Annotated in this window: 16 protein-coding genes and 5 tRNA genes; 13 read left to right on the top strand and 8 right to left on the bottom strand. The window is 63.4% G+C overall.

Annotated features, from left to right (window positions below; genetic code table 11):
• Positions 1-4: 4 nt before the first annotated feature.
• The gene (locus CJEIK_RS10955; RefSeq protein WP_273658026.1) at positions 5-4,174 is read left to right on the top strand and encodes a YPDG domain-containing protein; all 4,170 of its coding nucleotides are present in this window, start codon (positions 5-7) and stop codon (positions 4,172-4,174) included.
• Between the two features lie 66 nt (positions 4,175-4,240).
• On the opposite strand, the gene CJEIK_RS10950 is transcribed toward CJEIK_RS10955, so the two are convergent.
• Positions 4,241-5,053: a hypothetical protein gene (locus tag CJEIK_RS10950; protein ID WP_143336399.1), complete on the bottom strand. Its 813-nt coding sequence runs from the start codon at positions 5,051-5,053 to the stop codon at positions 4,241-4,243.
• Complete coding sequence (locus tag CJEIK_RS10945) at positions 5,013-6,212, bottom strand: pyridoxal phosphate-dependent aminotransferase (protein ID WP_077536097.1); 1,200 nt, start codon at positions 6,210-6,212, stop codon at positions 5,013-5,015. Before CJEIK_RS10945 ends, CJEIK_RS10950 begins: the two co-directional genes overlap by 41 nt.
• A gap of 194 nt (positions 6,213-6,406) precedes the next feature.
• Between CJEIK_RS10945 and CJEIK_RS10940 the strand changes: the two genes are divergently transcribed.
• The 3 genes from CJEIK_RS10940 to CJEIK_RS10930 all read left to right on the top strand — a co-directional run bounded on the left by CJEIK_RS10940 (position 6,407) and on the right by CJEIK_RS10930 (position 7,416).
• Positions 6,407-6,491, top strand: a tRNA-Ser gene (locus CJEIK_RS10940).
• 168 nt (positions 6,492-6,659) lie between these two features.
• Positions 6,660-6,735 (top strand) — tRNA-Arg (locus tag CJEIK_RS10935).
• Positions 6,736-7,343: 608 nt separating this feature from the next.
• Positions 7,344-7,416 (top strand) — tRNA-Arg (locus CJEIK_RS10930).
• A 477-nt stretch (positions 7,417-7,893) separates the two neighbouring features.
• Here CJEIK_RS10930 and CJEIK_RS10925 read toward each other — a convergent pair.
• Positions 7,894-9,132 (bottom strand): IS256-like element IS3506 family transposase, encoded by a 1,239-nt coding sequence (locus CJEIK_RS10925; protein WP_011113078.1) that lies wholly within the window; start codon positions 9,130-9,132, stop codon positions 7,894-7,896.
• A 523-nt stretch (positions 9,133-9,655) separates the two neighbouring features.
• Here CJEIK_RS10925 and CJEIK_RS10920 point away from each other — a divergent pair.
• The 3 genes from CJEIK_RS10920 (at position 9,656) to CJEIK_RS10910 (ending at position 14,112) form a co-directional block, all read left to right on the top strand.
• Positions 9,656-10,681: a DUF418 domain-containing protein gene (locus CJEIK_RS10920; RefSeq protein WP_005292398.1), complete on the top strand. Its 1,026-nt coding sequence runs from the start codon at positions 9,656-9,658 to the stop codon at positions 10,679-10,681.
• Complete coding sequence (locus tag CJEIK_RS10915) at positions 10,678-11,967, top strand: trypsin-like serine protease (RefSeq protein WP_077536154.1); 1,290 nt, start codon at positions 10,678-10,680, stop codon at positions 11,965-11,967. The genes CJEIK_RS10920 and CJEIK_RS10915 overlap by 4 nt, the downstream gene beginning before the upstream one ends.
• A 984-nt stretch (positions 11,968-12,951) precedes the next feature.
• Positions 12,952-14,112, top strand: a complete 1,161-nt coding sequence (locus CJEIK_RS10910) for a hypothetical protein (RefSeq protein WP_034964094.1) — start codon at positions 12,952-12,954, stop codon at positions 14,110-14,112.
• Here the strand turns inward: CJEIK_RS10910 and CJEIK_RS10905 are convergent.
• Positions 14,109-15,287, bottom strand: coding sequence for a prephenate dehydrogenase (locus CJEIK_RS10905; protein ID WP_231913352.1), 1,179 nt, complete (start codon positions 15,285-15,287; stop codon positions 14,109-14,111). The genes CJEIK_RS10910 and CJEIK_RS10905 overlap by 4 nt on opposite strands.
• Here CJEIK_RS10905 and CJEIK_RS10900 point away from each other — a divergent pair.
• The 5 genes from CJEIK_RS10900 (at position 15,286) to CJEIK_RS10880 (ending at position 21,295) form a co-directional block, all read left to right on the top strand.
• Positions 15,286-15,834, top strand: coding sequence for a tRNA adenosine deaminase-associated protein (locus tag CJEIK_RS10900; protein WP_005292383.1), 549 nt, complete (start codon positions 15,286-15,288; stop codon positions 15,832-15,834). The two genes, CJEIK_RS10905 and CJEIK_RS10900, sit on opposite strands and share 2 nt — an antisense overlap.
• Before the next feature lie 3 nt (positions 15,835-15,837).
• Complete coding sequence (locus CJEIK_RS10895; RefSeq protein ID WP_005292381.1) at positions 15,838-16,419, top strand: nucleoside deaminase; 582 nt, start codon at positions 15,838-15,840, stop codon at positions 16,417-16,419.
• 447 nt (positions 16,420-16,866) lie between these two features.
• The gene (locus tag CJEIK_RS10890) at positions 16,867-17,025 is read left to right on the top strand and encodes a hypothetical protein (RefSeq protein WP_005292379.1); all 159 of its coding nucleotides are present in this window, start codon (positions 16,867-16,869) and stop codon (positions 17,023-17,025) included.
• Between the two features lie 269 nt (positions 17,026-17,294).
• Positions 17,295-17,384: transfer RNA gene (locus CJEIK_RS10885), tRNA-Ser, on the top strand.
• 1,148 nt (positions 17,385-18,532) lie between these two features.
• Positions 18,533-21,295: an MMPL family transporter gene (locus tag CJEIK_RS10880; RefSeq protein WP_005292376.1), complete on the top strand. Its 2,763-nt coding sequence runs from the start codon at positions 18,533-18,535 to the stop codon at positions 21,293-21,295.
• 70 nt (positions 21,296-21,365) lie between these two features.
• On the opposite strand, the gene tgt is transcribed toward CJEIK_RS10880, so the two are convergent.
• Together tgt and CJEIK_RS10870 are read right to left on the bottom strand one after the other, a co-directional pair.
• Positions 21,366-22,778, bottom strand: a complete 1,413-nt coding sequence (gene tgt / locus CJEIK_RS10875) for a tRNA guanosine(34) transglycosylase Tgt (RefSeq protein ID WP_005292374.1) — start codon at positions 22,776-22,778, stop codon at positions 21,366-21,368.
• Between the two features lie 506 nt (positions 22,779-23,284).
• Positions 23,285-24,316, bottom strand: coding sequence for a hypothetical protein (locus tag CJEIK_RS10870; RefSeq protein WP_005292372.1), 1,032 nt, complete (start codon positions 24,314-24,316; stop codon positions 23,285-23,287).
• A 182-nt stretch (positions 24,317-24,498) separates the two neighbouring features.
• On the opposite strand from CJEIK_RS10870, the gene CJEIK_RS10865 reads away from it, so the two are divergent.
• On the top strand, positions 24,499-25,680 hold the full coding sequence (locus tag CJEIK_RS10865; protein ID WP_077536156.1) for a glutamyl-Q tRNA(Asp) synthetase: 1,182 nt from the start codon (positions 24,499-24,501) through the stop codon (positions 25,678-25,680).
• 75 nt (positions 25,681-25,755) lie between these two features.
• Here CJEIK_RS10865 and CJEIK_RS10860 read toward each other — a convergent pair whose 3' ends face one another.
• Together CJEIK_RS10860 and CJEIK_RS10855 are read right to left on the bottom strand one after the other, a co-directional pair.
• The gene (locus tag CJEIK_RS10860; RefSeq protein ID WP_005292364.1) at positions 25,756-26,631 is read right to left on the bottom strand and encodes a crotonase/enoyl-CoA hydratase family protein; all 876 of its coding nucleotides are present in this window, start codon (positions 26,629-26,631) and stop codon (positions 25,756-25,758) included.
• A 111-nt stretch (positions 26,632-26,742) separates the two neighbouring features.
• Positions 26,743-26,831, bottom strand: a tRNA-Ser gene (locus tag CJEIK_RS10855).
• Positions 26,832-27,000 lie beyond the last annotated feature (169 nt).

Raw genomic sequence — 27,000 nt, 5'->3', positions numbered from 1 at the left:
ACTCATGGCAAACTTGCGCGGACGTATCATCCGTACTGGTTTCGGGGCGAGGGCTCTCGCATTTAAGAACAACAGCATGAAGTCCATTGCAGCCGCTGGTGCTGTGCTGGCGCTGGCAACCACCGGCACCGTGGTAGTACAGACCCAGACTGCTCCGGCGGCGCTTGCGCAGCAGGATGAGTCGGGTAATGAGGGGACGACAGCTGGTTCTGACAAGGCCATCTACTCCCCGGGTAAGGCGAGCCAGAAGGGCACCATCTCCGGTTCCGTGAAGGAAATCGTAGAGGCCCTGGTTGGTTTTGGTGACGTTCAGGCTTCCGGTAAGCCGCTGAAGGGTGTTAAGGTCTACGCCCAGTGGTATGAGGGTGAAAACACTCAGCACTCGTCCCCGGTGTACTACACCGAGAGCGATGAAAACGGTAACTTCACCATTAACATGGCGCCGTACACCGATGCACTTGGTGTGACCCGTGAGTTCCGTGCAGACGCCTCCGTTGGTACCCCCAACGGTGGTGACTGGAGCCGGGATGAGAACCGCGAGAAGATCCGCGTCTGGACGGAGCTTCCGGAAGACATGACGGATAAGTACCGTCTGGTGCACCAGCCGGCAGCTGGTATCTTCCCGCTGACGACTACCACCCCGACCACCCAGGGTGATGGCGTCTGGGGCGGCAACAAGATCACCGGTATGACCATCCAGTACGCGCAGAAGGATAAACTGCCGCAGCACCTGCCTGAGGAGAACTGGGCAGAAAGCACCGGAACTGGTGGTAACGGGGGTACCTACGCGGGTCAGGCTTTCTGGAACCTCGATGTTCTGCAGGGTGCTAAGAACCATAACCAGGTCAGCAAATTTGATCCTAAGGACATCCCTGCCTCGGGTCTGAAGGTTGTTGGCTCCTATCTCACCGATGACGCGGTGAAGAAGATTGAGGCGTACGCGAAGTCCAACTTCGCGGGCAAGACCCTGCGTGGCAAGGGCTGGACTGTTGAGGATGAGCAGGGCCTGCAACGCTGGATTAACGAGCAGGTAGCAGCGGATCCAGAAGCCTGGATCGCAGAAACCCTGACCACCACCACCGGCGCTGACGGTAAGTTCGAGCTGCGCTGGAAGGGTATCTACGGCAACTCCCACAAGTCCAAGCCTCTGACGATGTCTGATGACAAGTTCGGCAAGCTCGCAGGTTCCCACGGTGAGGGTTCATGGCTTAACGGCAACGCCAACTCCAAGCACGTCAACATGCACTGGAGCTACGTCAGCATTCTTGGCAAGGATGGCAAGCCGCTGCCTGACAACATCGGTGCACTGTACCCGTGGGCTCTTGGCCAGTGGGCAGGCCCGGGCTTCGGTGCTTACTTGAATGCTGGCGCTAACGCGCAGCTCTTCGGTGGTGACGGTGCGCTCATCGGCAACGAGATTGATGGCTACACTGGTTGGAACATCGCGCTTGCTCCGCAGGCCCTGAAATTCGATGTTGTCGATAAGAACACCACTGACAACTGGGCCGCGCTCGGTGACAAGGTTCAGACTGATACTGCCGGTCTGCCGATTGCGGACAACCTGAACTACTACATCGAGTGGGTCGACAAGGACGGCAAGGTCGTCAAGACCTGTGAAACCGCTAAGCCAGACTCCGCAACCAAGATCCCGAGCTGTGAGCTCGAGGTTCCAGCGGACGCTCAGACCGGTGACACGTTCACCGCTCGCCTGAAGGTCACCCCGAACAACCCGGACCCGAAGAACGACCTGGTTCTGGTGATGGATGCCTTCGCTGTCGCTCGCGACTACCTCGCGTACGACCCGGTCGACGCGAAGCGCGGCGAGGAGGCCACCTCTGAGCCGAAGTTCGACAACCCGGCAACCGAGCCTGAGGAAAAGAAGCCGGAAAAGGCAAAGTTCGAGCTCGGCAAGCTGCCTGAGGGCGTCACTGAGGACCAGGTCGCGGTTGACCCTGCGACCGGTGTCGTGACCTTCACCCCGAACGCTGAACAGGCTGGAAAGACTTTCAAGTTCCCAGTCGTGATGCGCGATGAGGCTCTGCAGGTCCCGGTTCTCGACGAAAACGGCGATCCGGTACCTGGCCAGACCCAGGGGCGCATCGTTGCCCGCGCCGACGCTACCTTCAACGTTGAGGCAGACAAGCAGAAAACGCTCGTTGAGCCGAAGTACGAGGACACGGTGGTTGTTCCGGGTCAGGATGCGAAGTCGACTCCTTCCTTTGTGAAGGAGGACGAGGACGGTAACCCGACTGAGGAGAAGGTCGACGCGCCTGAGGGTTCGAAGTTCACCATTGGTGAGGATTTCAAGGCTCCTGAGGGGTACACCGTCACGATTGATGAGTCGACTGGTGTTGTGACTGTGACTGCGGATCCGGAGAAGCTGAACAAGGACACTGTTGAGGAGTTCGAGGTTCCGGTGACGGTTGAGTACCCGGATGGCAGCAAGGATGACGCTACGGCGAAGTTTGAGCTGGATACCGATGGTGACGGTAAGCCTGACACCGAGGACGAGGATGATGATGGTGACGGTGTTCCGGATACCGAGGAGATCGAGAAGGGCACCAACCCGAAGGATAAGAACGAGCGTCCGCTGACGCCGATCGAGCCGGGTAACCCCACCGATGCCGCAACCTTCGAGCCGGAGTACAACAACGGCACCGGCCAGCCGGGCGACGATGTCACGGTCCCTGCTCCTGAGTTCAAGGACAAGGACGGCAAGGTCACCACGCCTCCTGAGCGCACCACGTTCACTCCGGGTGAAGGTACCCCTGATGGTGTGACTGTTGATCCGAACACTGGTGAGATCACTGTGACCATCCCGGAGGATGCGAAGCCTGGTGACAAGATCACTGTCCCGGTTGTTGTAACCTATCCCGATGGGTCTCAGGACAATGTCGACGTCACCGTCACGGTGACCGAGAAGGATGCCACCCCGGTTACGCCAGTTGCCCCAACCGAGAACAACCCGTCTGCGGGCGCATCTGCCGACGATCCGGCATCCTGTGAGCTCCCGCCGTACGTCACCGTCAAGAAGACCGAAGGCGTCGAGTACAAGGTGACCGTTGACGGTAAGGAGCTGACCCCGGACGCAGACGGCAAGTACTTCTACGAGTACGGCCAGACGGTCAAGGTTGAAGCAACCCCAGCAAAGGGCTACACCTTCCCTGAGGGTGCTCAGTCGACTTGGACCTACACGACCAAGCAGAACGAAGTGTGTGAGGCTCCGGACACCAAGCAGGCTGATGAGTTCACGCCTGGTTACGAGGATGGTTCCGGTAAGCCGGGCGAGGATGTGCAGGTTCCTGCTCCTGAGTTCAAGGACAAGGACGGCAACCCGACCACTGCTCCGGATGACACGACCTTCAAGCCGGGTGACAACGCTCCGGATGGTGTGACGGTTGATCCGAACACTGGTGAGATCACCGTTAAGGTTCCTGAGGATGCAACCCCTGGTGACAAGATCACTGTTCCGGTTGTTGTGACCTACCCGGATGGTTCCACCGACACTGTCGATGTGACCGTCACGGTTGAGCAGCCGGATGCTCCGGCTGATCAGCCTGACTGGAAGGACGATTCCGGTAAGCCGGGCGACAAGGTTAAGATCCCGAACACCGGTGGCGATGTGCCGGACGGCACCACGGTTGAGACCGAGGGTCCGGGTAAGGCTGAGATCGATGAGAACGGCAACCTGGTTGTCGACATCGATAAGGACGCTGAGCCTGGTAAGAAAGTCGTCGTGGTTGTCAAGGACAAGGACGGCAACGAGATCGACCGCGTAGTCGTTGAGGTTGAGAAGCCGCGTGGCCCGCTCGGTTCGTTGGATGATCCGAACAAGATCGGCGCCATCATCGGTGGCACGATTGTTGGCTCCGGCCTGATTGGTGCCCTGCTGGGTAACCACGACGGTCCTGCTGGCTCCTCCACTCCGGGTAAGCCGGGCGAGTCCAAGCCGGGTGCTGAGAAGCCGGGCAAGGGTAACGCTGGTGACCAGGGTGCAAACCAGGGTGCAGGTAAGGGCAGCACTGGTGCTGCCTCCCAGAGCACTCAGGCTGGTTCCCGCGGTGGCAGCCTGGCCGTGACCGGTGTGTCCGGCCTGGCCATCACGCTGGGTGCGTCTGTGATCGCCCTGGCTCTGGGTGGTGCCCTGATGGCACTGCGCCGCCGCCAGAGCTAACCCCCACCGAGCTAACCCCACAGTGTTAGCCCCCAAAGCTAGCCCGCCCGGGCTAGCTTCCCCCGCCTAGCTGGCGCGGAAAACCTCCGCGACCAGCGGCAACTCCTCGAGCCCCGCTCCCGGTGTACGCACCAGGAGCGGGGCTCCTGGCATTCCAGAATCAAACCCCACCCATTTCAACCTCTGCGCATCCACCGCGCGGCGCCCCACCCGAAACCACCACAAAGCGTGCCCCACCAACGCCCACGAATCATCCGCGAAACGCACCACAAACACCCGATCCCCCAACTCCGCGCGCCGCAACCCCTCCAACGCAGCCGCATTCTCCCCCGGCGCCACCGCAAACCCCGCAGCCGTCAAACGCTCCACCACGCCCAAGCGATGCACAAACCCCTCCGCATCCTCCACCACCAAAGGAGCACCCGCCCGGCACGCCCGCACCCCTCGAAAACGCCACACCACCGGCTGAACCCCCGCTCGCCGGCCACGCACAACCGCCCACCCCAGAGGCTCCCCCGGGGCCACGGAAAGCGTCACCACCGGCCCAGGGTCGGCCGTCTCCACCACCACAGTGCGCGGGGCAGGAGAGGCCGAAGGGGCGTCACTAGGCACGGCAGAAAGCGCTCCCGGTAGGACCGGGGCGAAAGAATAAGGGTGACGGCGCAACAACTCATCACACGCCTCCACCAGCTCCGCATCGGTGGCGTTGAAACCCACGCCCACCGACTCCAACTGAGCCCACAACTGCGCAAACGGCACCGAAGGCTGAGCCTCCCACACCGCGCGCAGACGCTCTACCACGGCAGGGATGCGCGTCGGATCCTCCGGATGCACGGTGCTAGTCGGCTTGCGTGGAGGCCTGCGTGTGCGCGGTGCCATTCGCCGCGTCGCTGCCGGAGGCCGGGTCGGCTTCCGAGTTGTTAGCAAGCCCGGCGGCAGGCAGCGCACGATCCAGCGCGCGGAGCAGCACATCCGTCTCCTCCGCCGTCGTCACCGTCACGCGCACGCCCTCGCCCGCGAAGCACCGCGCGATGACACCCTCGCGCTTCAGCGCCTCGTCCAGCGCCTCTGCGCGCTCGCCCACGTTTAGCCACACAAAGTTCGCCTGCGATGGGTACGTCAGCGGCTCGGCGCCCTCCGCACCGTCCGCAGCCCCGCCCGCCGCGCCGGCACTACCAGCGCCAGCCGGAGCAACCCCCGCCAGGTACGCCTCCACCCGCTCGCGCTCCGCCACCGTCGCATCCACGCGCGCGGCCAGCTCGTCCTGAGCCTCCACGCTCGCAATACCCGCCGCCTGCGCCAGCGCGTTCACGCCGAAAGGAATCCCTACCTTATTCACGGCCTCCACCAGCTCCGCCGGCCCGACCAGGTACCCCAGCCGCAGCCCCGCCAGCCCGTACGCCTTCGAGAACGTCCGGCAGACCGCCAGGTTCGGGTAGCGCTGCAGCTCCTCCAACGCCACCGGAGACTCCGCATCCCGGTTGTACTCCACGTATGCCTCATCCAGCACAACCGTCACATCCGCAGGTACGCGCCCCATGAACTCGCGGAATTCGTCGCGGCTCACCGTCGTGCCCGTCGGATTATTCGGGTTGCACACAAAAACTAAGCGTGTACGCTCGCCGATCGCCTCACTCATTGCCTTAAGGTCATGACGCCCCCTCTTCAGCGGCACACCCACCCCAACCGCACCGGCGATCTTGCACAGGATCGGATATGCCTCGAACGACCGCCAGGCGTACACAACCTCATCGCCGTCCTTGCATGTAGCCTGCACCAGCTGCTGGCACAGGGCGGAACTGCCATTACCTACGGCGACGTTGTCGAGGTCCACGCCCAACCACTGCGCGAGTTTCCCACGCAGCGCGCCCGAAGCCATGTCGGGGTAGCGGTTGAGGTTCGAGGTGGCGTCATTAATAACAGCACTTACAGAAGGCAACGGGGAGAGCGAAGACTCGTTGGAAGCCAACTTCAGCGCGCCCGGCTGGGTGGAGCCGGGGACGTATGCGGGCAGGGAGGAAAGATCGGGGCGAATCATACTGCACAGTGTAGTTGGGGCCGGGGACAGGGCTTCGAGGAGGCGTGGCTGGCGCAGGCGGAGACGTGTCCAGAAGGTGCGGGCTGGGGAGCGGGCGGAAGGGTGGGCGGGAATTTGGGGAAGGTGGGCAGGTTGTGTAGGCTAAGTTCGGTCGAGATTGTGGTATCTGGAAACAGTGCTGCGATACGACGTTCGGAGGCGTGCCAGAGCGGCCGAATGGGGCTCCCTGCTAAGGAGTTGTCCCTTAGGGGACCGCAGGTTCAAATCCTGTCGCCTCCGCAACTTCGACAGAGTGCGTCAGCGCCAGAGCTGCCCACAAAAGCTGCCCGGTTACTTGTGGTGAGGTTCCGGGGCTAACAGCTGCGGACAGTGTTGTGGGGCGTGTGGTGCGCCTGTGGTGGTCCGCTGGGATTGTGCCGGCGTGAAGCACTTTGTCGAAGTTTCCAAGCGCCCGTAGCTCAACGGATAGAGCATCTGACTACGGATCAGAAGGTTGGGGGTTCGAATCCCTCCGGGCGCACCATTTTCCCGCTTGGGGCTTTGGTTCCAGGCGGTTTGCCCCTGTGGCCGGCGGTAACTCCGTCGGCTGCGGGGGTTTTGCTTTGCGCTGCTTGCGGGACCCTTGCCCCATGATCAGCGGTAGTCCCCGGTTGGCTGCGGGGGAGTAGCTTTGTGCTGGAATGCCATGCAGTTGGAACGTGTGCCGCGCGTGCGTGTGCACGCGGGGCGCTTGCACGGCGCGCGGTTGGCGCGCCGTGCTCCCCGACTGCAGCGCGCATGCGGGAGCATGGGCGCCGCAGTCGATGTGGGGCGACAGTGGCGGTCGCGTTAGCGAGCGCCACCGCACAGTGCACACTTTGGCCGCAGAGGCCTCTGGCGCGCTTCGCGCGCCAGGTCTGCAGATCTTGTCCGTTTCGCCCGCGGCGAACTGCCCCGTTCCCGTGGCGGTCACGCGAGCTACTTCATTCCCGTGACGGTCCTGGGGCACTACCTATTTCCCGTGGCGGGCGAGGTCTCATTTCTGCTGGTGAAGTGGGGATTTGTTGTTTTGCGCCCCCGGTGTGTAAAGTTAATCTGCGTTGCAAGGGCAACCTTGCAGACCTAATCGATGCCCTTTGGGGTAGCGGTGATGCGCCCGTAGCTCAACGGATAGAGCATCTGACTACGGATCAGAAGGTTGGGGGTTCGAATCCCTCCGGGCGCACAAATTTCCCCGTGGCTAGCGGTTATCCGCCGGCCACGGGGGCTTTTGCGTTCGCAGGCTCTTGCGTCCGGAGAATTTGTGTGCGCGAGCTCGAAAGGTCGAGGTTCTGTAGGCGCGATAGGCGGCCGAAACGGGGGCGGGGGATACCTGGATAAGGGGTGCGAAATTGCGCCCCTCATTCGGGAGGTGCCTAGAAATTGGCTATTTGGCTGCCTGGCGAGGAGGCGAATGTCCCAAATTCCACGTCTTAAAATATAACTATTCTGTTTACCCAGGTCAGAGCGTTGCAATTTTCTGCTGCAAACCCTCTATTTTCAATAACTCGAAGATTTGGGACATCTAGGCTTCCGCAGACGCTTTGATGGCGGGAGGGCTAGTCCGGAAAGGGTGGGAGCACGGCTCGGCGGGACGGGGTCAAGTCCGGTGTAGTGGTGTAGCCGTTTGTGCTTTCGGCTCGATATGAAGTTCGGGGCTTGGTTAGGCGGTTAGCTGGTGGTGGTCGTCACGATGTTCTCCTGGGTGGTGCATGAGGTGCTTGGTGTGTTCGAGTGCGGTCAGTGACATGTAGCGTTTTTGTTGGATCCAATCGTCGTGTTGCTCGGCTAGGACCGCACCGACAAGCCGGATGATGGATTCACGGTTTGGGAAAATGCCGACGACGTCGGTGCGCCGGCGGATCTCTCGGTTTAACCGTTCTGTGGGGTTGTTTGACCACACCTTCGTCCAGACTGGTTTCGGCACTGCGGTAAACGCCAGTACTTCATCGAGTGATTCCTCCAAATACGCCGCGACGTGAGGGAATTTCGGCTCCAGTAGGTCGACAACTTCGCGGGCTTGAGCCCAAGTGGATGTGGCGTCAGGTTGCTGGAAGATTGTCTGGAACATCGCAGAGACCATCGGCCATTGTGTTTTCGGGACCTTTTCGTAGAGGTTCTTCGCGAAATGGGTGCGGCACCGCTGCCACGACGCATTGGGCAGCACTTCGGAAATGGCGTGCTGGATGCCTTCGTGGGCATCACTGGTGATAAGGAATACCCCAGTAAGTCCGCGGGCTTTTAAGTCCTGGAAGAAGCCTTTCCACGACGCGTTGGATTCCGCGGTGGCGACGTGCATGCCGAGCATTTCGCGATACCCGTCGGCGTTGACTCCGGTGGCAAGCAGCACTGAGCATTTGACCACCCGGCCGCCTTCACGGACTTTGATCGTGAGCGCATCGCACGATAAAAAGGCGTACCCGCCGGGGTCTAGTGGGCGGTTTTTGAAGTCTGCGACCATGTCGTCGAGTTCTTCTGACATGCGTGAGACTTGCGATTTCGACATGCTGGAAATCCCAAGTGTAGCCACCAGATCATTCATCCTGCGGGTGGAAACCCCCTTAAGGTAGCACGTGGCGATCACAGTCGATAAGGCTCGTTCTGCTCGTGAGCGGCGCTCTAACAGCCAGTCTGGGAAGAACGCGCCGTGGCGCAGTTTCGGCACCGCCACGTCGATCGTGCCGACACGGGTGTCAAGGTCGCGGTGGCGATACCCGTTGCGGTGGTTGACCCGCTCGGTGGATACAACCCCGTATTCGGCGCCGCAGACGGTGTCAGCCTGGGCGGAGAGGATCTGGTTGATAAACCCTTGCAGCATCTGGCGCATCAAATCCGGAGACGCTTGGGCCAGCAAATCATCCAGATAGGTTGTCGGGTCGATAGAATACGGTGCAGCGGTCATCGTCATAGGCCTTTCGGTGAGATGTGGTAGTTGAGTTGAAAGGCTAACTGGCGGTGGCCGCCCACTACTTTCCGGGATCCACCATCAGCAAGCGTTACACCACACTAAGGGACGCAACCCGGGACGGAATACAGCTCGGCGGGGCGGGGAACTTAGAAGAAACTTACAGGGGGCTTGCAAACGGGCAGCAGGGAATCTCAAGAAACAGAGATTAAAAAAGACAATCGTTCCGCATAGCGGGCGTGCTTTGGGCTCGAGCACTGAGCTCGAGCACAGAGCTTGAACACTGGGTTCGAGCATGGAGTTTGAACACTGAGTTTGAACACAGAGCGCGAACACTAAGAATGAGAACTGAAAAGGAGACAGCCGGGTGGTAAGAACACCTACCTCTAGGAGCTCCGCGACAACCCGCGGAGACCAAGCCCCCACCAGCGCAAACAGTGCTGAAACGGCAGCCGACGGGCCAGCCAGCGCAGAGCGCGCGGACGGCGCGAGCCAGAACGCTGGCGCAGAGCGCGCGGAGATGTCAGCGGCAGGCGACGGCACAAGCAAGCGCCCGCGCATCCTTGGGCTCGACATCGCCCGCGGACTCGCAATTCTCGGGATGATCTACCTGCACCTCGGCCATCCGCTATGGCAAACGAAGGTGATCTTGTCGGGCCTCCCAGCCGCACTGTTCGCGGTGATCGCGGGCGTGACCATGATGCTCATCTGGACCAACGCCAGCGCACGCGCCACTTCACAAGCGCAGGCCACCACGCAAGCACACACCACGCAGACCATCGCGAAGCTTGCAGCCCGCGGGGCGCTAATTACCCTCATCGGCTTGGCGCTTTTGCCCGCTGGAGGGGAGATCCAGGTCGTGCTGGTCGTCCTCGGCGCGACGATGCTCGCCACCGCCTGGGTGCCTCCACTGCCAACAGCCGCGAAAGTCGCGCTTCTGCTGATCGCCACAGCCGCCGCCACGTGGCGCTACGCCCCGCTGGAACTTCCGCTCCCGTATCCCCACCTCGCGTGGGTCGCGTACATCCTAGCCGGGATGATCCTCTTCGACGTGTACGTGGGAAAGGACGGCACGGGGGCTGGTGGCGTCACAAAGATAACAACCGCAATCGCCTGCCTCGCCGCAGCAATAGGCATCTACCTGCGCTTTCAGACCGACCTTCCCGGTTGGGTGCGCGCGACCGGGCACACGGGCGTGCTGGGTGAGATCGTGCTTTCCATCGCCGTCGCCGCCATCGTGCTGCACCTGAGCCTGATTGTCGGACGGCGCGTAAAGGCTACGAATCCGCTGGTCGCGCTGGGTTCGATGGCGCTGACGGTGTACATCCTGCACGTGCTTTCGGCCTTGTGGTGGCAGACGCACGTGTCGCTGCACTCGGACCTGTGGGCGGCGGCGTTTATCGCGGCGTTCCTGGTGTTCGCGTGGGCGTGGAAGAAGCTGGCCGCCGGGCCGGCGCGGAAGTTGTTTGCAGGGCAGGGGCCGGCGGAGCGATGCGTCGCGCAGGTGGTCCGGCTGATCGCGGGAGAACGAGGAGCACGAGCATGAAAGAACTGACACTACGAACGGCAGCCATCGCGGCCGCAGCAGCCCTGTCCGGCGCGTGCGTGGCCCCGGCCAGCGCACTGGAATACGGCGAATACGCGCCGGACAACGCCGAATCGCGGACGGTCGCATCCCTGCGCATCGGGCGCGTCGGCAACTTCGGCGACTGCACGGGCACGCTCGTCGCCCCACAGTGGGTGCTGACGGCACGCCACTGCCTGGAATCCGTCTCCAACGAGGGCACGCAGGCGCGCATCGCGGGTGCTGTCTACGACGCGGATTCGTGGTCGCTGTCGCCTGTTATGGACGCCGGGCTCTTGCACCTCACCAAGCCCGTCGAGGGAGTTACTCCGGCGGAGCTGGCGGATAGCATGCCGGGCGTGGGCGACGAGGGGAATCTCTACGGCTGGAGCAGCAGCTCGCTGATGGCGCGCAAGGGTGACCTGCCGGTGGCGCGGATGCGAGTGCGGGAGGTTCTCGCTGGGCCGGGCGCGGGCGGTTCACCAGCGCCGGCCGCGCCGAGTGACGGCGGTGAGGTCCCGGGCGCCGGCGGAGCGCAGACTCCTGGACACTCAGAGGCGCCCAGCGACTCGCAGGCGCCGGGCGCGCCGCATGTTGAGGGCGGCGTGGAGTCTATCCCCGCGCCCGGCGGAACCGGCGGTTCCGGCGGAGCGGGCGCTCCGCAGATCCTCCGAGGCGATGGCGCCATGCCGAAGCCCGGATCCCCCGCGCCAGGCCAGTCGAGCAGGTCAGGTAAGCCAGACACGCCGACCTCGGAGACCTCCGGAAACTCCGGCGCGCCGAAGTCTTCCGCTTCCGTGGAAGCCCCCAGCCCCGATGGCGTGGAGTCTGTCCCCGCCGAGATCGCCATGGGTGGCGGAGAGGTTTCTGCGGATGGGGCGGGTGGCGTCATGCCAAAGATCGTCGGCGGCATCCTCGAGGCAGAGTCCCTCTCGCGCGCTGCGATGCAGGGCGGCGACTCGGGAGCGCCGTTCTTCGTCGGCGGCAAACTCGCAGGCCTCGCGACTGCGGGCACGGCCAACGGAGACCCGGACCTGCCCTCGCCGACGGCGGCCATCACCACGCTTTCGGACGCCTCAGCCTGGATAGAGGACGTCACCAGCGGGCGCGACACGTCCAGCGTGTTGACAGCGGACACCACTCCCGCGCCGCCGAAGACGCCGCAGACCAGCGGAGATTACGTCGGGCGGTACCTTGCGGTGGCTGCTGCCGGGTTGGTGCTGGCGCTCGCGCTGGGCTGGTTTGGCCGACGGAAGTTGTCGAAGTAGGGCCAGCTGCCGGGCAGGGGGTGCCCGGCCTAGCTGGCGGACCGGCCTAGCTGGCGGGTAGGAGGCGTTCGCGCCGGGCCTGACCGGCGCCTGACGCCGTGCCGAGCCTGACCCTGCGGGCAGGATGTCCCAAATTCCACGTCTTAAAATATAACTATTCTGTTTATGCAGGTCAGAGGTCTGCGAAATTTGGTCGCAAACCCGCTACTTCCAATAACTCGAAGATTTGGGACATTTCTCCCCCGAGGCTGTGGCTGCAGTGCGCCTGTAGCAAGTCCGTGGGCGCGTCGGTGGCAGGTCTGCAGGCAGATGCGGTGGGGACGGTTTCAGGCCGAAGCTCTGTAAGCGCCATCGACGGCCGAAACGAGGGCAGGGGATACCTGAGTAAGGGTGCGAAATTGCGCCCCTTATTCGGGAATTGCCCAAAATCAGGTCTTGCGGTGGCCTGGCGCGAAGGGGGGATGTCCCAAATCTTCCACTCTGTTTTTATAACTATCTGTTTGCGCAGGTCAGAGGCTTGCGAAATTTTGCTGCAAGTTTGCTTTTCGTCGAAAGTGGAAGATTTGGGACATCCGGGCCTTCGCAAGTGCTCCCGCCGGGGCTGAAGGAGGCCCATGCGGGCTCAAATGACAGGGTGTGGGCGGCCTTGGGGCGAAGCTGGGGAGGTCTATGGCGAGTTTTGCCACTGGAGAAGCAAGCGTGTCGTCGCTGGAGGTTAAGAGTATTGCCGGAGGGGATTAAGAGTCTCAGTAATGGGAGTGTGCGGGGCGCGAGCCTGGGGATTCCTGGCTAGACTGAACGCGATCGCTCTCGGCGGTGATTTGTCGCACAGTCGCCACGCTGCGCGGCGGAGCTGCTGCGTGGCGGAAGTGCCGTGCGCCTGAGCTGCTGTTTGGCGGAACTGCTGCGCGGCGGAATCGTCAAGCGGCGGAAAATGCCGCCGAGACGGAAGAGCTCAAGGAAACAGCTGGTCAAGGAGGGAAAATGGCGAGCAATGAGCGCCCCGAAGGTGCCTCACGCCGCTCTCAGGGCTGGCGTGGGATGTACACGGGCGAGCCGGAATCGCAGGCAGGCGCGCAGCAGGGAGTTACCGCCGGGGCGCAAGCTGCCGGGAAGTTCGACTTGCCCGCCGGTCAGTACGACAAGCCCGAAGGGAAGCCACGGAGCGAAGGTGCCGCCACCCGTGGTGCCCGCGGCGGACTTGTCGCGGGCCTCGCAGTGGGAGCCGCCGTCCTCGCCATCACGGTCGGTCTGGTGATGGGGCTAAACGGCGGGGAAGGGGGCGTCGATAAGAATGGCGAAGAACACGCACCCGCCACGAACACCGCCGCCGCCAACAACGACGGCACCGACGGCGCGAATGCCACCCAGCCGACCGACGAGGAACAGCAGGCGAAACTGGACAAGCTGGCGGCGGAAGTCTCAAAGCAGAACAACGTGCAGGTCGGAGTGGCAATCCTCGGGCAGGGAGGCCCGCTGCACGCGGGCAAGCTCAATGAGGAAGGCGCCTGGTCGACGATCAAGGTGCCGATCGCAGGCGCGGTCGAGGAGAAGCTGCGCCACGCGGAAGCTCACGGCCAGCCCGCCCCTCGCGCCGCCATGGAAGCCGACATGGATGCGGCGATCCACTATTCGGATAATGACGCCGCGTTTCGGCTCTGGATGTATGTCGGCGACGGCTCGGACCGTACCGCCGCCTACAAAGTGCGCGATTACATGCACCGCGTAGGCGATCCGACGAACGCGGCGAAGCAGTTTGAAGATGGGGTCTACATCGGGTTCGGCGCGATTAAGTGGAAGCTGACGGACCAGGTGAAGTTCATGAACGGGTTCCGGTGCATGAATGGCTCCGACAAGGTGCTGACGCGCATGGAGCACATCATCCCGGAGCACAAGTACGGACTGGCGAAGATCAACGGCGCGCAGTTTAAGGGCGGCTGGGGGCCGGAGCCGGACGGGCGGTTCATCTACCGGCAGCTGGGGTTGGTGCCTGGCCCGAACGGGGAAATGACGCCCGTGGCAATTATGGCGATTCCCAACGATGGGTTTGAACCGACTGCGTGGAAGGGTGTGGATGCCCTGGCTAAGAAGCTGCCCGACGTGCTGGAAGGCGCCACGCCGGCCAAAACGAAGGACGACTGCTAGAAAATGCCGATCTGCGCGCCCATGGACTCCGCCGAGCGGAGCTGATCCAGCCAGCCCGGCGCCCCCGGCCGCACGCGGATAATCGGCCGGTTGGAAGCATCGCCCTTGTTGCGGCCGGCGCGGGCCTCGAAACGCCCGCGCGCGGCGTGGCCATCCTCGGCAAGGGTCTTCAGGGAGCGATCCGGGTGGGCGATATCCTCCCGCGCGCCCTGCAGCAGTTCGATGGTCTGGTCCAAGGCCTCCAGCACGGCAGGACGGTTGTTCTCCACCATGGCGCGCACCAGATCCGGATCCGTGCCAGCCACGCGCGTGCCGTCGCGGAAACTGGACGCCGCCAGGCTCAGTGCCAGCGGCCCTCCACTATCGCCGGCAACTGCCAGTGCCTCGGCGAGGATGTGTGGCAGGTGGCTGACACGCCCCACGGCGCTGTCATGCCGGCGCGCGATGGCGGGGATTACCGACGCACCGACTTCCTCGGCCAGCCCGACCACGCGCACCCACGTATCCAGCCAGCGCTTGCTGATCGCGTCGGCGTCGGCGCCGGGAGCCGCGCCCGCCGCGCCCGAAGTCGCGCCGCCGCCTGCCGCGCTGGAACCCGTGCTTGCGGCCGCGCCCGCGCCGCTAGCCCCCGCGAGCTCCCGAGCGTTGTCATACGTCACGACCCAGACGGCACCCCGGAACAGCCCGTGCATTGTCGCCTGCCATCCCGAGTTCGCGGTGCCCGCCATCGGATGCCCACCCACGAAGCGATCGGACATGCCCTTCGCCTCCACGAGGTCGTGCACCTCCTGCTTCACGCTGGTCACGTCCGTAAAGCCGCAGGTCGGGGCGTGCTGAGATATGGCGTCAAGAAGAAAAGATAGCGCGGGCATTGGCACGCCAAGGACCAAAAGCGCATCGGCCTCCTCGGCGCGGCGGAGCGTTGCCTCGAGGTCGGCCGAAACGTCGTAGCCATCGCGGCGCGCGCGGGTGACGGTTTTCTCCGACCGATTCCAGCCGAACACGGGCCAGCCGGCGGCTTGCGCATCGCGCATCAGCGAGCCGCCGATCAGCCCCAGACCCAGGATGCACAGGGGACGGCGGTCCTCGGGGAGGGTGCTCAGGCGGTAGTCGGAAGAAATTTCGTAGCTCACGCTACCCAGTGTTCCACAAAGCCGACTAGCGTTGGAAGGCATGAGCACCGACAGCTTCGATAACGGGGGCGGCAGCAATGGCGCTGGCGCCAGCGACGGCGGCGACCTGACCTTCGCCGTGTCCGCCATCCGCGCCGACGGCCAGTGGCACCTGCGCGAACTCCCCACCCGCGCGACGGAAAGCCTGCCCGACCTCATCGCGGAGTTGCGGGCCTCGCGCGCGGAAGGCCCAGTGGTGGGGCTGCTGTGCGTCGAGGACGACTGGTCCGTTGTGCTCCGCCCGGTGCCGAGCGGCGTGCGGATCTTACTTAGTGACGCCACCGCCGCGTTGGACTACGACATCGCCAGCGAGGTACTGGACACTTTGGACATTGATGCGCCTTCGGAAGAGGAGGCCGATGCCTCCGACGATCCGTGGCCCGAGGGCGACTTCGACCTGCTGGAGGATCTAGGCGCCAGCGAGCAGATAATGTCCATCATCTTCTACGACGATGACCTGTACGGGGCGGAGCAGGTTCTGCGTGTGGCGGACGAGCTGGGATTCGCCGACGAGCTGGCGGACCTGGTGGGCGTGGAGCTGGAGTTCTAGCCGGTGGGGGTGGAGGGCGCGCCGGGTGCGCGTGGCGAGGCTGAGGCGTGCGACAGGGCTGAGGTGTCCGGTGAGGTTGAGGCGCGCGGTGAGGTTGAGGCGTCCGTGGGCAGCGGGCTGCCGCAGGTCGCCGGGGATGCGCGGGCGGAAGCGCTGATGCGCCGAGCCTTGGATGTCGCCGCGGAGACTCCCGCCGGGGACGTTCCCGTCGGAGCGGTGATTCTCGGCCCGGACGGGCGGGAACTCGGGCGGGGTGTGAACCGGCGCGAAGCTGACAATGACCCCACCGCGCACGCGGAGATCCTCGCCATCCGGGAAGCCGTGCAGGAACTCGGGGATGCCTGGCGGCTGGAAGACTGCACGTTGGTGGTCACTCTGGAACCTTGCGCCATGTGCGCGGGAGCGCTGGTCGGAGCGCGAATTGGCAGCATCATTTTCGGAGCCTACGAGCCCCGCACCGGAGCGTGCGGCAGTGTCTGGGACGTGCCACGGGAGTCTCCACTGCACTGGGTGGAAGTCCGCGGGGGTGTGCTGGCCGGGGAGTGCGAAGAACTGCTGCGGCAGTTCTTCGCACGTCTGCGCTAGCCGCCCCGCCCGCTCGCGCGCGTTTGTGCTAGGCGGGCGCGAGCGTGAGCCCATTTGCGCCTGCGCTAGCCGTCCCGCCCGCTCGCGCGCTCACGCCTTCGCCGGCCGGTGGTGCTCGAAAGCTGGAATGCTGCGCTGCTGGGGCCTCCGAGCATTGTCGGCGGATCAGGTTGCGAGGCCCAAACAAGGAGTGAGGACGCGGAGGATGAGGGGGCGTCAATAAGTGTTATGGAAAAGTAATGAGTGCTTCTGAACAGTGCTTTTACGATCGGATTCGGGGCTTGAATGCTGGGGAGGCGGTTCGGCGGTGGCGAGGATGCCAGAACAAACCTACGTTGGGAAACGAGCGTCCTGGTCGTGCGAATGCTGCGGCTGGGGCGCACAAGTTAGAGCAAAGTTAGCTGCAATAGAAGCAACAGAGACGACAGAGACAGCAAGGAGATATCAATGGACCTGAACAAGGCAAAGGACATGGCAGGCGAGCACCGCGACAAGATTCAGGACGGCGCCGAGAAGGCCATCGACAGCAAGCTGGATGGCGACAAGGCTGACAAGGCTAAGGACGGCCTGAACAAGGGCATGGACAAGGTCTTCGGCGACAACTAAGTCCTCTGAGACTTCCGGCGCGCTGATGCGCTGAATTGCAAGCCCGCTGCGAACTGGTTGAGGTTCGCGGCGGGCTTTCGCGTGTGCGGGGCGTGCGGGGATATGCGTGCGGATGTGCGTGCGTGGGACGTGTGCGGGGCGTGTATGGATGCGCGTGCGGGGGATGTGTGCGGGGGTGTGTGTGCGAGGGTTCTCGCATGCGCAGGGTGGGGTTTTGGTGCGAAAAAGTGGGGGTGTTACGCTAGTACGAGTCTGCAATCGCTGACTATGGTGGCGTGTCCGAGCGGCCGAAGGTACTCGCCTCGAAAGCGAGTGTTGTGTAAAAGCAACCGAGGGTTCAAATCCCTCCGCCACCGCCAAAATTTTTTTACCGCGCACTGTTTCCGGGTGAAGACCGGAGAGGGGGCGCGGTTTTTGCGTGCACGGGGCTCGGATTCTGGCGCGCGGGGTGGGCGACCGGGTCCGCGGGAGCTGGGAGTGCATCCGCGGGGCTTCAGTTTCGCGTGAGCGTGGTGGTCGGCCGGGCGTGTAGAGCTGGGAATGAGGGCCGCCGAGGCGGGGATGTCCCAAATTCCACGTATTAGAATATAACTATTCTGTTTGTGCAGGTCAGAGGTTCGCAAGTTTTGGCTTCAGATGTACTACTTTCAATAACTCGAAGATTTGGGACATTGGGGATCTGGGTGGGGGCCTGCGGTGGATGGCGAGCTGCCTGCAGCGGTTGAGAGCTGGCTGCAGCAGGTGGGAATTCACCTTCGGTGCCGTCGAAGTGTGTTTTCAGTGGAACTGAAGCGCGTTCTTGGTGGGATTGAATCGCCTCTTTGAGGGGGTACAAAAGGAGCGCATCGCTGTAAGAGCCGTAGACGGCCTGAAAGCAGCTGGGGGATACCTGAGTGAGGGTGCGAAATTGCGCTCCGTATTTCGGAAATGCTCCGAAAAGGATGCTCGGGAGGTGTGGTGGGCGGTTGTGGACATGGCGAGGAATGTCCCAAATCTTCCACTCTGTTTTTACAACTATCTGTTTCTGCAGGTCAGAAGGTTGCAAAAATTTACCGCAAACCTGCTACTCGCCGAAAGTGGAAGATTTGGGACATTTGCCCTGGGATTGGGCGCGCTGTCGCCCGCAGTTGGCCTGTGGTTGACCTGGAGTCTGCCCGGAAAGCGTGCCCGGGAAGGTAAGGCCTGTCCGGGGGGCAAGATTCAACCCGGGGAGCTAGGGTCTGCCCGGAAGCTTTAGCAACACACGTCACACCTGTCACAACCCACCTGGGCTTTTGGCTACTGTAGGATATATATTTCGAGAACTGTCTGCGCTGTGGAAAGCATCTCTCGGGAAGCGCCTCGTGGAAGCATCTCTCGGGAAGCACCCACCCAGCAGGAGTTGCCAGAGCGCAACCACGAACACAAACGCAAGACTGCGCGAACGCAAGACTGCACAAACGCAAGACTGCGCGAACGCAAGCATAAGGTCCTACACACACTCAAAAATCCGGCGGAAGGTCAACCAGTGGCGAAAATCCTGTTTAACCTCGGACGATGGTCCTACCTGCACAAGAAGCGGGTGATCGCCGCCTGGCTGCTGCTGCTCGTCGGCATTGCGGCCGCCGCGCTGGGGTTCCAAAAGGGTTTCAACGACATCTTCGAAATCAAAGATGTGCCCTCCACACATGCCACGGAAATGCTCCAAGAGAAATTCCCAGGCACCAAAAACCCCGCCGAATCCACCGACGTCAACATCGTCTTCGGAGCCCCCGAGGGGAAGAAACTCGAAGACCCAGAGCTGATGGCGGCAATGGATGAGACGGTGGCGTCATTAAGAAATAACGTGCCCGACTTCAAAGAGGGCATGCAGTTCGGCAACCCCGTAGAGCTCAACGACAAGCTGGGCAAGATGCTCGTCGATCAGATGACGAAGCAAGGCATGCCCGAAGCCACCGCGAAATCCGACGCGGAGAACCTGCGGATGTACTCCGCCGACGGGCGCTACGGCACCATGACCTTCAGCTACGACGTGCCGCTGCCCGCCGATGTCACCGACGAGGATCGGCAGGCGGTGTACGACGCGATCCAGATCTCACGCGACGCGGGCATGGACGTGGAGGTCGGCGGCCCCGGCTTCGGCGACCCGATTGAGGTCGAGCCGATCTCGGAGATCGCCGGCGTGGTGGTTGCGCTGGTCATCCTTGCGTTCACGTTCGGTTCGCTGCTGGCGGCTGGTTTGCCGCTGGCCACAGCGATCGTGGGCGTGGGTATTGGCGCGCTGGTGACGGTGGGTGCGACGGCGGTGCTGCCGCTGAACTCCATCACGCCGACGCTGGGTCTGATGATCGGCCTGGCCGTCGGCATCGACTACGCGCTGTTCATCATGTCGCGCTACCGCGATGAGCTGCGGCAGGGGCGGTCGCGCCCCGATGCTATTGGCCTGGCCACGGGAACTGCGGGTTCCGCGGTGGTTTTCGCGGGCCTGACGGTGACGATCGCGCTGGTCGGCCTGCGCCTGGCGAACATCCCGTTCCTGTCGTACATGGGTTACTTCGCGGCGATCAGCGTGATGGTCGCGGTGGCTGTGGCGCTGACGTTCTTGCCCGCGCTGCTGGGGGCGTGTGGCTCGCGGGTCTTTCGTAAGGACGCCACGTTTGGCGCACAGTACGCCTCCGCCCTCGTGGGCGAGGGCGCGGCGCACGGGTATTTCACGGGCGGTCCGGCGGGTCGCGGGCGTGCGGTCCGCGTTGGCAGGGATGACGGGGCTGGCAGGGATGAGGCCGGCGCAGCTGGCGTTGGGGCTGGTGCGGAAACCGGCGGCGATGCGAGCGCTGCGCGCGCGGTAGCGCGCGGGGAGCATCAGCGCGTGGACGACCGTCAGCGCAAGCACGGCCTAGCGAGCCGCTGGATCAGGCTGGTTTACAGCTTCCCTGGAATCTCCATCGCAGTGGTGATGTTGGTGCTGGCCGCACTGACTCTCCCGGCTCTGAACCTGCAGCTTTCGCTGCCGAACGACAAGACGTCGAACGTAGATTCCACGCAGCGGAAGGCCGCCGAGATGATCGAGGCGGGCTTCGGCCCAGGCCGCAATGCTCCGTTCCTGGTGGTCGTCAACGGAGAGAACGCAAACCCCGACTCCCCGGCGCTTGCTACCTATATTCAAGGCCAGGCGGACACACCTCGCGACGGCGAGCAGCCGGCGCCGGACCAGGGCGGAAATGCGCAGGGCGCTGAGGGCCAGGCGGACGCCCAGGGCGCGGGAGACTCTCAGGCAGCTGACGGCGCGCAGGCTGCTCAGGGTGGAGATGCGCAGGGCGCTGGCGACAAGGCCAAGGCCGCGGCGCAGGCGTCATTTATTTACACGATGGAAAACCTTGGCAGCAACATTCATGTCAAGCACGCGCAGCTCATCGGTCAGAGCGAGGACGGGCTTGCCGCGCAGCTGCTGATCACGCCCGAAGGCGGGCCGACCGAAGAGGGAACCGCCACGCTCATCCACGCGCTGCGCGGGCAGCAAAACGTGATCGAGAAGGAAACCGGCGTGGACATGGGCATCACCGGCCTGATCCCCATCCAACAGGACGTCACCGACCGACTATCGAACGCCATGCCGGTATACCTTGCGCTAGTCGTCGGGCTGGCGCTCGTGCTGCTGCTGATGATCTTCCGCAGCATCACCGTGCCGATCATGGCGGCACTCGGATTCCTGCTCTCCGTCGGCGGTGCCTTCGGACTGACAGTGTTGGTCTGGCAGGAAGGCTGGGCCGGGCTGTGGAACTCGCCGGGGCCGCTGATCAGCTTCATGCCGATCTTCCTCATCGGCGTGACCTTCGGACTGGCGATGGACTACCAAATGTTCATCGTGTCGCGCATGCGAGAACGCTTCAAGCACGAATCCTTCGAGGCCGCGAAGACCTCCAAGTACACGCCCGTTGAAGACTCCGTGATCTTCGGCTTCGGCATGGGTGCGAAGGTCGTGACCGTGGCGGCGCTGATCATGATTGGCGTGTTCGCCAGCTTCATCTTCCAGCCGCTGCCGTTCGTGCAGATCTTCGGCTTCGCGCTGGGCGCCGCCGTGCTGTTCGACGCCTTCCTCGTGCGCATGACCTTCATCCCCGCCATGATGGTGCTACTTGGCAAGGCCACCTGGTACATGCCCAAGTGGCTGGACCGCATACTGCCGACCTTCGACGTCGAAGGCTCGCAGTTGGAGCGCGACTTCCGCTCCGGCGCCATCCAGCGCCTCGACGATGAAGGGCGTGCGCTGGAGCCGGAGCCGGCGCACTAGCGGCGGCAGCTGGCGCACGCTGCGCAGCTGTGCACCCGCCACCTCGTCAGCCCCCGGAACCCCGCAAGCGCTAGCCCAGCCGCTCCCGCCATGCCGGGCCGTAGTAGCGCCCCATGAACTCCTCCCGGAACTCATAGAAACGCCCCTGCTCCATGGACTCGCGAATCCGGTCCACCAACCCCACCATGAAATGCAGATTATGCAGGGTGCACAACGTCCCGGCCAGGTACTCCTTCGCCTTCAACAAGTGGTGAATATAAGCGCGCGAATAATTCTCCGAGACATAACCGCCTACAGCGGCGTCAATAGGAGAAAAATCCCTCTTAAACCGCGCACCCATAAGATTCAGCCGACCGTCCAGCGTGTACACGCCACCGCGGCGGCCCAGGCGAGTCGGCGCGACGCAATCGAACGTGTCCGCGCCAGCCTCAATCGCCGTGAACAGGTCATCCGGCTCGGAAATGCCGAGCAGGTGGCGGGGCTTATCCTCCGGTAGTTCTTCGGCGACCCAGCGGACGATCGTGCCGAGGTTCTCCTTCTCCAGCGCGCCGCCGATGCCGAAGCCGCCGAAACCGCGGTTGCCCTGGGCCTCCGCCTCCTCGGACAGCTGCACCAACCCGCGGGCCGCCTGCCTGCGCAGATCCTCGTACTGCGCGCCCTGCACCACGCCCCACAGAGACTGCAGCGGGCGGTGCGTGCGCAAGTCCGTCAGCCGCTGGTGTTCCGCCAGGCAACGGCGGGCCCAGCGGTGCGTGCGCGCGACGGATTGCTCCTGGTAGGAGCGGGTGTTCACCAGCGTGGTGAGCTCGTCGAACGCGAACATAATGTCCGCGCCCAGCTGGTGCTGGATCTGCATCGACACCTCCGGGGTGAAGCGGTGCTTGCTGCCGTCGATGACGCTGCGGAAATCCACGCCGTCCTCGTCCACTACAGCCATGCGCTTCTTCTGCTGCTGGATGATGTCCGCCTCGCTGCGGCCTTTCGTGTCCATGGCCAGGACTTTCTTGTAGCCCACGCCGAGGCTCATGACTTGGAAACCGCCGGAATCCGTGTACGTCGGCCCGTGCCAGTTCTCGAAGGCTGCGAGTCCGCCGCCCTCGTCCACGATGTCCGGGCCCGGCTGAAGGTACAGGTGGTACGCGTTGGAAAGCATCGCTTGCGCGCCCGTCGATCGCACCTGCTCGGGCGTGAGGGTCTTGACCGTTGCTTTCGTCGCCACCGGGATGAAAGCTGGGGTGTGGATGTTCCCATGCGGAGTCTTTATGACGCCCGTACGCCCCAGCGCGCCCGCGCCTCCGTTCGCTTGCCCGCTTGCAGCCGCGGCCGCGCCTGCTCCCGCGCTTCCAGCTGCGCCTGCGCTTCCTTCCGCGCCTGCTCCCGCGCTTGCACTTTCGCTATCGCGCAGCCGGGTGCGCACCTCGAAGGACAGGTCTGCGGCGCCCGCGCCCGCGTCCGCGCTGGTGTTTTCCTGATTGTCGGCCATGGCGCCCTATTTTATCTTCCTCTTCCGCCGGCGCCCCTTTCCGCGCCGCCGATTCCCCATCCCACACCGCCGATTCCCGCACTCCCGGATGCCGCGCCGTCACATGGGCCCCACTGGTCCCGTCAGCCCCGCAGTTGCCAGGTCTCGGGGGTGGGCTAAAACGCAAATGTCCCAAATCTTCGAGTTAACGAAAGTAGCACATCTGAAGTGCAAATCTGCAACACTCTGACCTGCGCAAACAGAATAGTTATGTTTTAAGACGTGGAATTTGGGACATTTGGCCCCCGAAGTGTCGGAAATCTTGCAAAACGGCAATCGCTCGTCAGGCTGATCGGCGCACCCTGAACCCTCTCGGCGCGAAGAAAACCGCTTAAACGGGCTTAGAATCGCCCTGCCGGGTTTGGCATCTTCCAAGCCGACTCGATGTATTCCTTACCGGCGAACTTACTCCCGCGCCGACGCTATTCTTCCCCCATAGGAAAGCAATTACCGCCAGCCGAGAGCTGCTATTCCCACGCCGGAACACCTCCCCGGTAGTTGGTGGCGGGGAATTCGAGACCTTGTCGTGTCATTTGCTGATGGATCCTGCAGATGTCCGCCACGGCGCTTCCGTCACGGAAGTTATCGCGATCCACTCGGTAAATGCGCAGGCCCAGGTTCTGCAGTTTCCGCTCGCGTTCGCGCTCGCTAAGGATCTGCCGAGCGGCGAAAACGTCTTCGTTGATCACGCTGCTCGTGCCCAGTGTAAAGCTGGCGCCCGCGTCAGTCAGGCTGGGCTGGTACTTGCCTTGACCGTCGTACTCGATTACCAGCCCGCAGGGATAGAAAAAGTCCACGCGACCTGCGAAGTAGCCTTCGTAGTGCAGCTCCACCTGCTGCAGGGGAGAAGGCAGCCCAGTTTCCCACAGTTTCACTTTCAACTCGGATTCCCGCGGGCTCTCGGAGGCGCCGTTGATCAATCGCAAAGCCTCCCTCGCTTTCGCGATGCCTCGGAGCCTCCGCAGTTTGGCCGCATCAGCGCGCAGAGTTGTAATGAATTCCGAAATCTCCATGTCGTCGATACCGGCTCGTGCTGCGAACTCCGCGGCTACGACGGCATCAGCAACACTGTGCCACCGGGCAAGGTCGATGATTGTGTCCGTTACGCAGGTGAGTCGTACTTCGCGCACCCCATTCCCGGTTGCTATTCGTAGGATTTCTAGGCGGCGCGCGGCAGTCGCATGCAACGGTCTCGACGTTCGGAGGGGGAGCGGCACGTTAGTACCACCCGGCGGGTAGTACCCGATTTCCGCGTTCGGGTCCGCCCGCCCCGCGATCGGCAGCCCGTGCAGCAGCGCCGCAGAACGCCCGCACAGCACGCCGTTTGTGCAGTTCAGGCCGTGTGCGATCGCATGGAGACGCACCTTTTCGTCACGCGGCAGCGCATCCCAGTGCACCCGCTCGGCGTAGATCCCCGGCGCAACCTTATAGTGACGCCGCCCGCGCGCCAGCCCTCGCCGCGCACCGCTCGGAAGCTCTTTCGCCTCGATGAGCAGCATTGTTGTTGTCTTTTCTTTCTGACGCCCCCACGCCAACGAATTCACATTTCCCCCACACGTTGAGCTTTTCCCCTTGGCTTCAAAGTATCGCAGAAGAGTATTGCAGAAAAGTAGTGCAGATCCACGGGTAGCCTTGCCAGGGAAACCGGAAGAGCGGAAGACCGGAAGTAGGAGGCGACGGCATGGTGCGAGCAGCAGGGCAGATGGAGACCGCGGGCGGGGAACAGCGGGGGTCGGAAGCGCGAGCAGCGGAGGCAGCGGAGGTGGAGGCTGCGAGCGGGGGACAGCGAGGGGCGGGGCGGTACGCGCCCAGCCCCTCGGGAGACCTGCACCTGGGGAACTTCCGGACCGCCGTGCTGGCATGGCTTTTCGCCAAGCACGAAGGGCGCGAGTTCCGGATGCGGATCGACGACATTGATGCTCAGCGCTCGTCGGAAGAAAGTGCAAAACAGCAACTACTGGATCTTGCAACTATGGGGATAGGGTACGAGGGGAGGCTGTGGCGTCAACAAGAGTGCTGGTCAGAGTATGAAAAAGCGCTAGAGGCCCTGCGAGAAAAGGGGCTCGTGTATGAGTGCTACTGCTCGCGAAAGGACATCGCCGAGGCAGTCCGCGCGCCGCACGCCGCGCCGGGCGCGTATCCGGGAACATGCCGCGACCTGGGCGAAACGGAGCGAGCGGCCAAGCGCGCGGAGTTGACGGCGCGAGGGCGAGTGCCGGCGCTGCGGCTGCGCGCGGAGGTGGACGAGTGGGAAGTGCGCGAGCGGTTCGCCGTGGGAGCGAATGGAACGGGAGCGAACGGCGGAAACGTGAGCGATGGAAGTGTCGGCGGGGTGTACCGCGGGGTCGTGGACGACATGGTGCTGCGGCGTGGCGGGAACGCGCCGAAGGCGTCGGCGGGCGCAGGCGGAGATGCGGGCACCGGTGCGCCGGACGTGGCGGGTGAGCCGGTGAACCGGGACTACGCCTATAACCTGGCCGTCGTGGTCGACGATGCGCTGGCTGGGGTGGGGCAGGTTGTGCGCGGGGACGACCTGCTGAGTTCCGCTCCGAGACAGGCGTATCTGGCGCACCTGCTGGGATTGCCGCCGGTGGAGTACGTCCACGTTCCTCTGGTGTTGGGGCCCGACGGGAAGCGCCTGGCGAAGCGGGACGGGGCCGTCACGCTGCGGGACTTCCCCGGCGGGGCGGAAGGGATGCTGCGGTGGATCGCGGGATCACTCGGCGAGGCAGTCGACGCTTCGGCGGCGGAGGCTGCGGGCGCCAGAGGCATCACGCCCGCCGCGCTGCTGCCAACCTTCCGGCCCGAACTACTGCCCCGCGAGCCCGTCATCTGGCGCCCCACGGGAACGCCCGCGGACTAGCTCGCGCGGCAAGTAGGCGGCGCGGAAAGCTGAAGCGTGAAGTAGGCGGGAACGCTCGCGGACTAGCAGCGCGCGTTAGCGCACCGTGCGCGGGCGGAACTTCGGCGGGATTTTCTTCTGCGCGGCTTTCCGCGCGATCTCGGCGTTCTTGCTCACCAGCAGGCGAGCCTGGCGCAGGCGCTCGCGGGCGAAAGTCCGCCGCTCGCCGGACTCCCACGTCTCGTCCACCAGCTTCTTTGCCAGCGCCACCGAATCCGGCGAGCGCTCAATGATCTGCCACGCCAGCTCTTCTGCCGCAGCCAGCGGATCCTCCGCAGCCCTGGCCAGGCCTAGCTCCGCGGCGCGCTCTCCGGAGAAGATCTCCCCGGTCATGGCCAGCCTCTTCACCTCGTCAATCGGCAGCAACTGCTTCAGGGACATGATCCCCGACATGTCCGGTACCAGTCCCCATTTCGCTTCCAACACTGACCAGTGGGCGTCATTGCTCGTAAACCTAAAATCCGCACCCAGAGCGATCTGCACACCACCGCCAAAGCAATAGCCTTCCACCGCGGCAATCACCGGGAAGGGGAGGCGACGCCACGCCCACGGCGCCTCTTGGAATGTGTTTGTGCCGCGCAGGGGACGCGGGATGAAATGCGAAAGCATGCGCGGCGGGCTTTTAAGGGTATCTGCGAAGTCGAGGCCGGCGGAGAAATTGCCCTCCGCGCCGGAGAGGATGACCACGCGGACGGAGCGGTCCCGGCGGAGCGTGTGTGCGGTGGAGATCAGCTGTTGGAGCAGGTCGATCGTCAGCGAGTTCAGCTTGCGGGGGCGGTTCAAACGGACGTGGACGAGGCCGGGGATGGACTCGGAGTATTCCGTGGTGACGAGCTGGTCGGTGCCGGGAGTACTGGAGGTGCTGGGCGCGGTAGAGGTGCTGGGCGCGGTGGGGGTGCTGCTTTCAGTCATGCCTTTCAACCTAAGGCACGGCGGACTGTGTGGGGTGAGATTAGGGAAACGCAAAACCGGCGCCGGGATCTTTTCAGATCACCGAGCGCCGGTTGCTCACTATGTGAGATTTGGCGGAGGATGTGGGATTTGAACCCACGAGGGATGTGACTCCCGCACGCGTTCCAGGCGTGTGACATAGGCCGCTAGTCGAATCCTCCATGTCGAACGGCAAAACACACGGAAAACCGTGGCTTCGACGTACTCATGAAAGGGTACACAACGCCGCCTTTAGATTCCAAATCCGGTGCTAGGGGTTGGAAAGCGGGCGTCAATAAGAAAGAAAGAACGAGCCTTTGGAACAACGAGCGCGCGTGGGCTAGTATGGGC

Source organism: Corynebacterium jeikeium, assembly GCF_028609885.1.
Classification (GTDB): Bacteria; Actinomycetota; Actinomycetes; order Mycobacteriales; family Mycobacteriaceae; genus Corynebacterium; species Corynebacterium jeikeium.
Note: the sequence above shows the minus strand (reverse complement) of the source record. Positions and strands in the feature narration are given on the sequence as shown.

Bases quoted from the DNA above. Each gene is read 5' to 3' on its own strand.
- CJEIK_RS10915 (WP_077536154.1), top strand. From the start codon at position 10,678: ATGAAAGAACTGACACTACGAACGGCAGCCATCGCGGCCGCAGCAGCC.
- CJEIK_RS10955 (WP_273658026.1), top strand. From the start codon at position 5: ATGGCAAACTTGCGCGGACGTATCATCCGTACTGGTTTCGGGGCGAGG.
- CJEIK_RS10945 (WP_077536097.1), bottom strand. From the start codon at position 6,212: ATGATTCGCCCCGATCTTTCCTCCCTGCCCGCATACGTCCCCGGCTCC.
- CJEIK_RS10925 (WP_011113078.1), bottom strand. From the start codon at position 9,132: ATGACCGCTGCACCGTATTCTATCGACCCGACAACCTATCTGGATGAT.
- CJEIK_RS10920 (WP_005292398.1), top strand. From the start codon at position 9,656: ATGTCAGCGGCAGGCGACGGCACAAGCAAGCGCCCGCGCATCCTTGGG.
- CJEIK_RS10950 (WP_143336399.1), bottom strand. From the start codon at position 5,053: ATGGCACCGCGCACACGCAGGCCTCCACGCAAGCCGACTAGCACCGTG.
- tgt (WP_005292374.1), bottom strand. From the start codon at position 22,778: ATGGCCGACAATCAGGAAAACACCAGCGCGGACGCGGGCGCGGGCGCC.
- CJEIK_RS10890 (WP_005292379.1), top strand. From the start codon at position 16,867: ATGGACCTGAACAAGGCAAAGGACATGGCAGGCGAGCACCGCGACAAG.
- CJEIK_RS10870 (WP_005292372.1), bottom strand. From the start codon at position 24,316: ATGCTGCTCATCGAGGCGAAAGAGCTTCCGAGCGGTGCGCGGCGAGGG.
- CJEIK_RS10910 (WP_034964094.1), top strand. From the start codon at position 12,952: ATGGCGAGCAATGAGCGCCCCGAAGGTGCCTCACGCCGCTCTCAGGGC.
- CJEIK_RS10865 (WP_077536156.1), top strand. From the start codon at position 24,499: ATGGTGCGAGCAGCAGGGCAGATGGAGACCGCGGGCGGGGAACAGCGG.
- CJEIK_RS10860 (WP_005292364.1), bottom strand. From the start codon at position 26,631: ATGACTGAAAGCAGCACCCCCACCGCGCCCAGCACCTCTACCGCGCCC.
- CJEIK_RS10900 (WP_005292383.1), top strand. From the start codon at position 15,286: ATGAGCACCGACAGCTTCGATAACGGGGGCGGCAGCAATGGCGCTGGC.
- CJEIK_RS10905 (WP_231913352.1), bottom strand. From the start codon at position 15,287: ATGCCTTCCAACGCTAGTCGGCTTTGTGGAACACTGGGTAGCGTGAGC.